The organism is Empedobacter sp. UBA7620, from assembly GCF_002484185.1.
GTDB lineage: Bacteria > Bacteroidota > Bacteroidia > Flavobacteriales > Weeksellaceae > Empedobacter > Empedobacter falsenii_C.
Genome location: NZ_DLJI01000064.1, coordinates 1,772 through 9,047, shown reverse-complemented (window position 1 = coordinate 9,047; position 7,276 = coordinate 1,772). Strand labels below are relative to the sequence as shown.

Sequence of the window (7,276 nt, the reverse complement as noted above, 5' to 3'; positions counted from 1 at the left end):
GGCGCTATGTGTTCCACTGTTTTTGTGTATAAAATTTCTTCACATCATCAAAAAACAAATATCACCATTTTACTGTTAGCAGGAGTTGCCATTTCTGCCTTATGCGGATCTGCAACCGGATTGTTAACATATCTATCATCAGAAGAAGAATTACGCAATCTAACATTTTGGACATTAGGTAGCATTGCAAGTGCCAACTGGGACAAAATCTTAATTTTAACAATCGTAGTTAGTGTAAGTTTTTACTTTTTAATTGGAAAAGGAAAAATACTAAACGCGATGATGTTGGGCGAAAAAGATGCTGAACATTTGGGAATTAATGTCGAAAAAACGAAAAGACAAATCATTGTTTTCTCAGCTTTATTAGTCGGAACAATTGTTTCTTTTACAGGAACAATCGGATTTGTAGGATTAATCGTTCCGTATATTTTACGATTAGTCTTCAAATCAAATTATGTAATCATTCTTCCCTTATCTGCATTTTTAGGCGCGATATTAGTCATTGTTGCAGATACAATCAGTCGAACATTGGTTGCTCCATCTGAAATCCCAATCGGTATTTTAACTTCGTTAATGGGCGCACCAGTTTTTATTTCAATTTTAATGAATTATAAAAAATCATTGTAATGTTAGCGGTAGAAAATATTAATTATCAATACAAATCATTCAAGATTTTAGATACGATTTCGTTTGATGCAAAAGCAGGAAAAATGATTGCAATCGTTGGACCAAACGGTGCAGGAAAATCTTCTTTATTGAGCTATATCGCGAATGAAATTGAACCAAATGCTAACCTAATTCGACTAAAAGATATTGCCTTAAAAAACTGGAAAAAAGAAGATTTACCGCAACATAAAGCTAAATTTTCGCAACATCAACCAACAGATATTCCGCTTACAGTGAAGGAAGTTGTGCTGATGGGACGTTATCCATATTTCCAAAATTCACCTCAACAACAAGACATCGATTCGGTTGATTATTGGATGACCAAAACCGATATCAATCATTTAAAAGACAGGGATTACATTCATCTTTCTGGTGGCGAAAAACAGCGTGTACATTTGGCGCGCGTTTTTGTGCAATTAGAGAATGAAGTCAATCAAAAACTACTATTATTAGACGAACCTTTGAATAATTTGGACGTTTCTCATCAATTTAATTTGTTAGAAATTCTGAATGATTTTAAACAAAAAGGAAACTTAGTAATTTTGGTAATGCACGACCTTAATTTGGCTTCTCAGTTTGCTGATGAAGTGATCTTAATGAACAAAGGAAAAATTGTTTATCAAGATAGTCCAGAAAAGGTTTTCCGACCAGAAATCATTTCCAAAATTTATAGATTTCCTTGTACCATTTGTAAAAATCCAATCGACCAAAAACCACTTATTTTATTCGGTAAAAAAACAATTACAATGAACACACTTACAGATTTAAAACAACAATGGGAAGATTTGAAAGCAAATCAACCTAAAATTAGAATACGTAACGCAGCGAAAGAACTTGGCGTTAGCGAAATGGAACTTTTAGCAACGCAATTAGGCGATAATGTTACAAAATTAAAGCCTGAATTTGCTGCGATTTTACAAGAAATAGAGTCACTTGGAAAAGTGATGGCTTTGACGCGCAACAACGAATGTGTGCACGAACGCAAAGGTATTTATCTGAACCCTGATTTTTCTTCGCCTCACGCACAACTTTTTGTTGGGGAAGATATTGATATGCGAATTTTCTTGAATCATTGGAAAACAGCTTTTGCAGTTGTAGAAAAATCTGAACATGGAGAACGCAAAAGTTTACAATTTTTCGGGAAAGATGGCGAAGCTATTCACAAAATATATTTGGTTCCGCAAAGCAATGTAGAAGCCTTTGATGCATTGGTTGAGAAATACAAAGACGAAGATCAAGAAACTATTCCTGCAACAGAAATCATCGAAAATAATGTTACAGAAAAACCTGATAACGAGATTGATGTTGAAGGTTTTCAACAAGCTTGGGTTGAGTTGAAAGACACGCACAATTTCTTTACAATGTTACGCAAATTCGGAGTTACACGTACGCAAGCATTGCGTTTGGCTCCGACAGATTATCATGCAAAACAAATTTCGAATGAAGCAATTGTTCAGTTCTTAGAAAAATCTGCCGAAACGCAAACGCCAATCATGGTTTTCACAGGAAACAAAGGAAATATTCAGATTCATACTGGTGAAATTAAACGTACGATGTGGCATGAAAACTGGTTCAATATATTGGATCCAGATTTTAATATGCACTTGGATATGTCAAAAATTGCTTCAACTTGGATTGTTAGAAAACCAACTGAAGACGGTATTGTAACAGCGATTGAGGTTTTTAATGATAAAGGAGAAATCATTGTGCAATTCTTTGGAAAAAGAAAACCAGGTATCCCTGAATTGGAGCAATGGCGCGAGATTGTCGCTGAATTGAATTAAGAAGAATCTTACCAAATTTTATATTTCACACTAAATTTTACCCGATTAATAGAAAATGTTAATCGGGTTTTTATTGTACTATAATTTAGTCTTTCATCAAGAGTTTTATATATTTGATTATGCTAACGACAAAAGAAAAAATAAAATTCATTTTCAAACCTTATATATCAAGTACGTTGATTTTTTCAGTAGGATTTACACTATTTTTTACTCTTCTGAAAACCATCTTTCTTGATCATATTGATCTATTTATTGTAGATTTTATTGTTCCTGTTATATTTGGACTCATATATGTTTTTGTCTATTTATTCAAATTTTCTTTTCAAAACTTAGTGTTTGATAATAAATTAAATTTTACACGTTTAGTTTTATTCTGTACAATAACACCTTTATTTTTACTTCAACTTACCATCTCAAAATACTTACTGAATGAAGAGTTGATAGAACCATTAATGCTATTTATTTTTTCAGAAATATTTACTCTTTTTGTATTTTTGATTAGCCTAAAATTCGCGAAAGTAAAATCTAATAACCAACTTTACAATTCTTTCTAACTTATCAATTTTTAAAGCATTATAAAATCACATAATAAAAAAAGGCCGCCTTTCCAGACGACCTCACACAAAGAGACAAATAAAGTACTCAAAACTTTATTTCAAAACTATTTTTTTCGTTTCAACTTTATCGACAGATTCTACTTTTACGATGTAAACTCCAGCCGAAAGTTTACTTAATTGTATTGTTTTATTTGTAAATGATGACGTTGGTTGATAGCTTTCTTGATGCACCAATTGTCCATTTATCGCATAAATTTGAATATTTAATGGAGACGATTTCGCTTCTTGCGAATTGTACACCAAACCAATTGTTTTCGGTTGAGAAGTGGTATAAATATCAAACTTCGTTTTGGCTAATTCTGTTGTTCCTAAATTAGCTGTTACATTTTCGTAATCGAATGTTATTTTTCCTGTAGAAGTTCCTTCAAACGTTTTGAAAACCAATTTATAAATCTGATTTGTAGATGTATTTTTGACAAAATGATTCGTAGGATTCACTACATAAGACCAACCCGATAAGGTTTTCCAATTATATCCAATCGCATTTATATCTGCTACATAAGCCGTATCATCAGTAGGATTTCCAGATTCTGTTTTCGCCACTTTGATCAAATCACTTTGCAAAACTCCCGTTACCGTATACATCACAACATCACCTTCATTCGTTGTAAGTGGTGTAACATATTTTGTAAATTTCAAATCCCATTTACTTTGGTCTGGCTCTGGTGTAACCGCTTTATCAATCAATAAACTATAATAATTGAACAAATTAGTTGGATTGGTTTTGTGTGGAAGATTTACTTTTGTATCAGCAGACCAAGTTCCGTTTGTCAATTTAGAATACGTAAAATTATATTCGCCTAAAGGAGCTGCTAAATTATCTATTTTCAATTTCACATATTCACCTGTTGCATATTTCAATACAAAAATGATAGAACCATTTACATAATGATTTGCAATACTATAATCTCCCCAACCATATGTCGCAGAACCATTATTGAAAGCGCCTTTTTGCCAATCAGTATCCGAATTATACAAAGCAGTCCAAGTAGATAAATTTGCTACATCAATTGAATTCCATTTCGACAAATCATTTGATGCTTCGTACACCTGAATTCCTGCTCCATCATTCACTCGAATTCCTGTTGACATATTCGATTTTCGATAAAACGAAATATCCCAATCGTTTCTATTTACAGAATTCGTCGATTGATCTGCCAATCCGTAATAAACATCATTTGTATAACCAGCACCCATAGTAACTTCGCCTTTTATGGTTTGAGCATTTATTACAACAGATGTTAGAATGATTAATGCTAAAAGTGTAAATTTGTTTTTCATGATATAATAATTTTTTAATTGTTAATCAGAATTAGAACAGTCAATCCGAGAGATTACACTCTGACCCGTATGACTCGGATTGACGCATTCTAACCACTAATAATGAGTATGTTTATGATAAATTTATTTGATAAGTTTATATTCAAATTTTGGATAACCTCTCACACCAGAAGCATTCAGAAAAGCTAACATTTTAATTTTGTAATAATTATTTTCTGCATCTTTGATGATATAAAATCGATCCGAAAATAATTTTTGAGGTGCAGTAACTTGTCGCCAAGAATCACCAATTGCACGCTGATCGTCTAAAAATTTTGTTTCATCAATCATCGTTTCATTAAATTTTTCGTAGGTAATTTCATTGGTTACATCTACACGATAGGCTTTTGCACCCGCTTTCAAATTATTGACCACATAATCCGAATATCCATACGAACCATTTCCTGTAATAAGATTAGTAAAAACTGTAAAGTTTAAATCCCATTCTAATTTTGAAGGTTCAACATTTACAAGATCATTCGTCGTAAAACTGAAGTGAACAAAATTGTGCGTTGTCGTTTTTGCAATTACTTTTTCTTTGTAAGTCGTATCATCCAAATCTGCATATTGCATCACATATTGCTCGTCTTTTTTGATGAATTTCACTTTTTTCCAACCGCGCGAATTTCCAGCAACAGCCGCCGAACCAACTGCAGGCGTTGATGTTCCGACTTCGTAACCCAAATTCAGTAAATAAACTGGATTATCCGATTCTTTAATTTCCGAAATCGCCGTTTTCAAAATATCTCCAGTAGGATCGTCAACATATTCTTTGTTCGAATCTGTAAATGTACCTACCGCAACTTCGTTGATTAATTTCCCAACAGATGCTTTTGTTACTTTCGACAAATCAGTTTCGTCCAGCGCTTTTACCGCCATATAAATAGAAGTATTTAACATCACTCGGAAATTTGTTCCATTGTAAAAACCTAAATCCCAAGAATCCCTTTTTACCTTTGTTTGCGTTCCTTTACTTAAGTCAACATAAACTTGATATTGCTCATTTGGTCCGCCAATTTCCACATCCATTGTTCCGCCAATCGAATTTTCGAAAGAGATTTTTGTTGACGAATATCCTTGAACAATCGCTGATGGATAATCAATTTTTGAAATTTCAAACTGAATCGTTTTATCAGAACGATCAAATGGATAAATCAAATTCTTGAACGTAAAACTTGTCGACGTTTCACCTTTTTTGATTGGAATAATAATTTCTTGATTTGTAACTGCAACAGAAGTTGAATAATCGACATTATAAGTTGCTTTATCTTCGGTTACTTTGATATGAATTTCACCATCTCGTTCCGCAACTTTAGAATAAATTAAATTTATTGTTTTCTCATTATCAATCTTACTAAAATCTATACTTGCATNNGCTTTAAAAGCAACAACAAAATCTTGTCCAATTGGATTGTTTTCTTCACTACACGACCACAAAAAAGAAAGACTAAACAATAAGGTATATATAAATATTTTTTTCATGATTTTTTGATTAATTAATTCCTAAATTGAACGTAAGTTTAGCGAAATACGAACGTCCATATCCATACAAAATACTTGTAGAACCTTGGCTGTGCGCACCATCATTTCCAGATGAACTGTTCAAATATTTCACATCAAAAAGATTTCTCGCACCAATTGTCAAATCAAGTTTTTTATTCCAAAAACTTTGTTTAATCGACGCATCCATCCAGTTAAAAGCTTCTTGTTTGCCTTTTACTAAAATTTGTTCACTTGTATTTGACGGATTATTTTTCAAGACAAATTGCTCTTGAGCTCCATTGTATTTATAGAAAAGTGAGAAAATTGTATTGGTTTTTGGCAAGGTATACGAAACATTTGCATTGATTTGTGTTGAATAGAAATATTTATTTTTAACTGAATTTACAGCAACTGCATCATCTATATCTTGCTTGATTCCTGTCAACGTAAAGCCTATTCCACCCATAAATTGATGAACTTTGAACTGATTCAAATACGTAACTCCTTGTACATCATAATTATCAATATTACGATATTGATATTTCAGTGGAGATTCTTCAACAACAATCAAATCAATCTTATCTTTCAGGTTAATTTTCCACAACGAAACTTTTTGCTCCAACGAATTATTTTCGCCGATATTCCAATTCTTTTTTAAGTGAATAAAAGCAGAAACTCCTTTTTCTGGATTCAGATTTTCGTTTCCTTGCACATTATGATTGACGTCTACGAAATACGAATACATTTCCTCATAATTTGGCAAACGTGGAGAAGTCCCAACAATCGCGCGCAATTCCCACTGTTTTCCAAATAGATATTTCGCACTCAAACTCATTACATATTGCGTATCAAATTTCTCCGAAAACATCACGCGAGCGCCTGGACGAAACGAAAGTTTATCATTTAGATTAATTTCAGAAGAAGCAAAAAAATCATACGTTCCTAATTTTCGTTCTATCGGTTTTTGGAAAAATTCTCCTGCCGAAGTTGAAGCATAACCTTTGGTTTGATCGATTTCATAACCAAATTGAAAATCGAAAACATCATTTTTATTGATAAAATTACTGAACATTCCTTTCGAATAATACACTTTTCGACTTTCATATTCGAATTTGTTTACATCATGTTCAATACCTTCAAGAATTTCATAATTATACGATTTCAATTTTCTTTTTTGTTCTTGATACGAAAACGAAACATCATAATTAATTGCTTTTCTAAATCGCCCAGAAGCATTTAAGTGATTGTAAATACGATCTGTTGTATACGTTCTATCTTTCCCAAAATAATCAACCGTCGCAGTTGGCGAATTCGTTGAAGCAATGGGATTGGGATCGTAATACTTGGTCTCTTCGTTGAAATATTCGAATTTATAAAACAAACGATAATTGTCTTTTTTATATTGAA

5 protein-coding genes and 1 pseudogene are annotated in these 7,276 nt (G+C 32.5%); 3 read left to right on the top strand and 3 right to left on the bottom strand.

The genetic code is table 11. From position 1 onward, the window contains the following. From B2217_RS16165 to B2217_RS16155, 3 genes and pseudogenes are all read left to right on the top strand, one after another. Positions 1–627: FecCD family ABC transporter permease (locus B2217_RS16165; protein WP_291123203.1), on the top strand; the 627-nt coding region annotated here is incomplete at its 5' end. Beyond that, positions 627–1,331: pseudogene (locus B2217_RS16160) on the top strand (heme ABC transporter ATP-binding protein); the annotation flags it as partial. The gene B2217_RS16165 and the pseudogene B2217_RS16160, both read left to right, overlap by 1 nt. Before the next feature lie 81 nt (positions 1,332–1,412). Further along, positions 1,413–2,450, top strand: a complete 1,038-nt coding sequence (locus tag B2217_RS16155; protein ID WP_280046060.1) for a hemin-degrading factor — start codon at positions 1,413–1,415, stop codon at positions 2,448–2,450. 650 nt (positions 2,451–3,100) lie between these two features. Here B2217_RS16155 and B2217_RS16150 read toward each other — a convergent pair. From B2217_RS16150 to B2217_RS16140, 3 genes are all read right to left on the bottom strand, one after another. Beyond that, the gene (locus tag B2217_RS16150) at positions 3,101–4,348 is read right to left on the bottom strand and encodes a T9SS type A sorting domain-containing protein (RefSeq protein ID WP_291123200.1); all 1,248 of its coding nucleotides are present in this window, start codon (positions 4,346–4,348) and stop codon (positions 3,101–3,103) included. 123 nt (positions 4,349–4,471) lie between these two features. Then, on the bottom strand, positions 4,472–5,416 hold the full coding sequence (locus tag B2217_RS16145; protein WP_422653380.1) for an HmuY family protein: 945 nt from the start codon (positions 5,414–5,416) through the stop codon (positions 4,472–4,474). Positions 5,417–5,879: 463 nt separating this feature from the next. Continuing rightward, the coding region (locus tag B2217_RS16140; RefSeq protein WP_291123194.1) for a TonB-dependent receptor plug domain-containing protein at positions 5,880–7,276 on the bottom strand (1,397 nt) is incomplete at its 5' end.

Coding starts and splice junctions, on each gene's coding strand:
- B2217_RS16145 (WP_422653380.1), bottom strand. CDS start 5,416: ATGGATGTGGAAATTGGCGGACCAAATGAGCAATATCAAGTTTATGTT.
- B2217_RS16155 (WP_280046060.1), top strand. CDS start 1,413: ATGAACACACTTACAGATTTAAAACAACAATGGGAAGATTTGAAAGCA.
- B2217_RS16150 (WP_291123200.1), bottom strand. CDS start 4,348: ATGAAAAACAAATTTACACTTTTAGCATTAATCATTCTAACATCTGTT.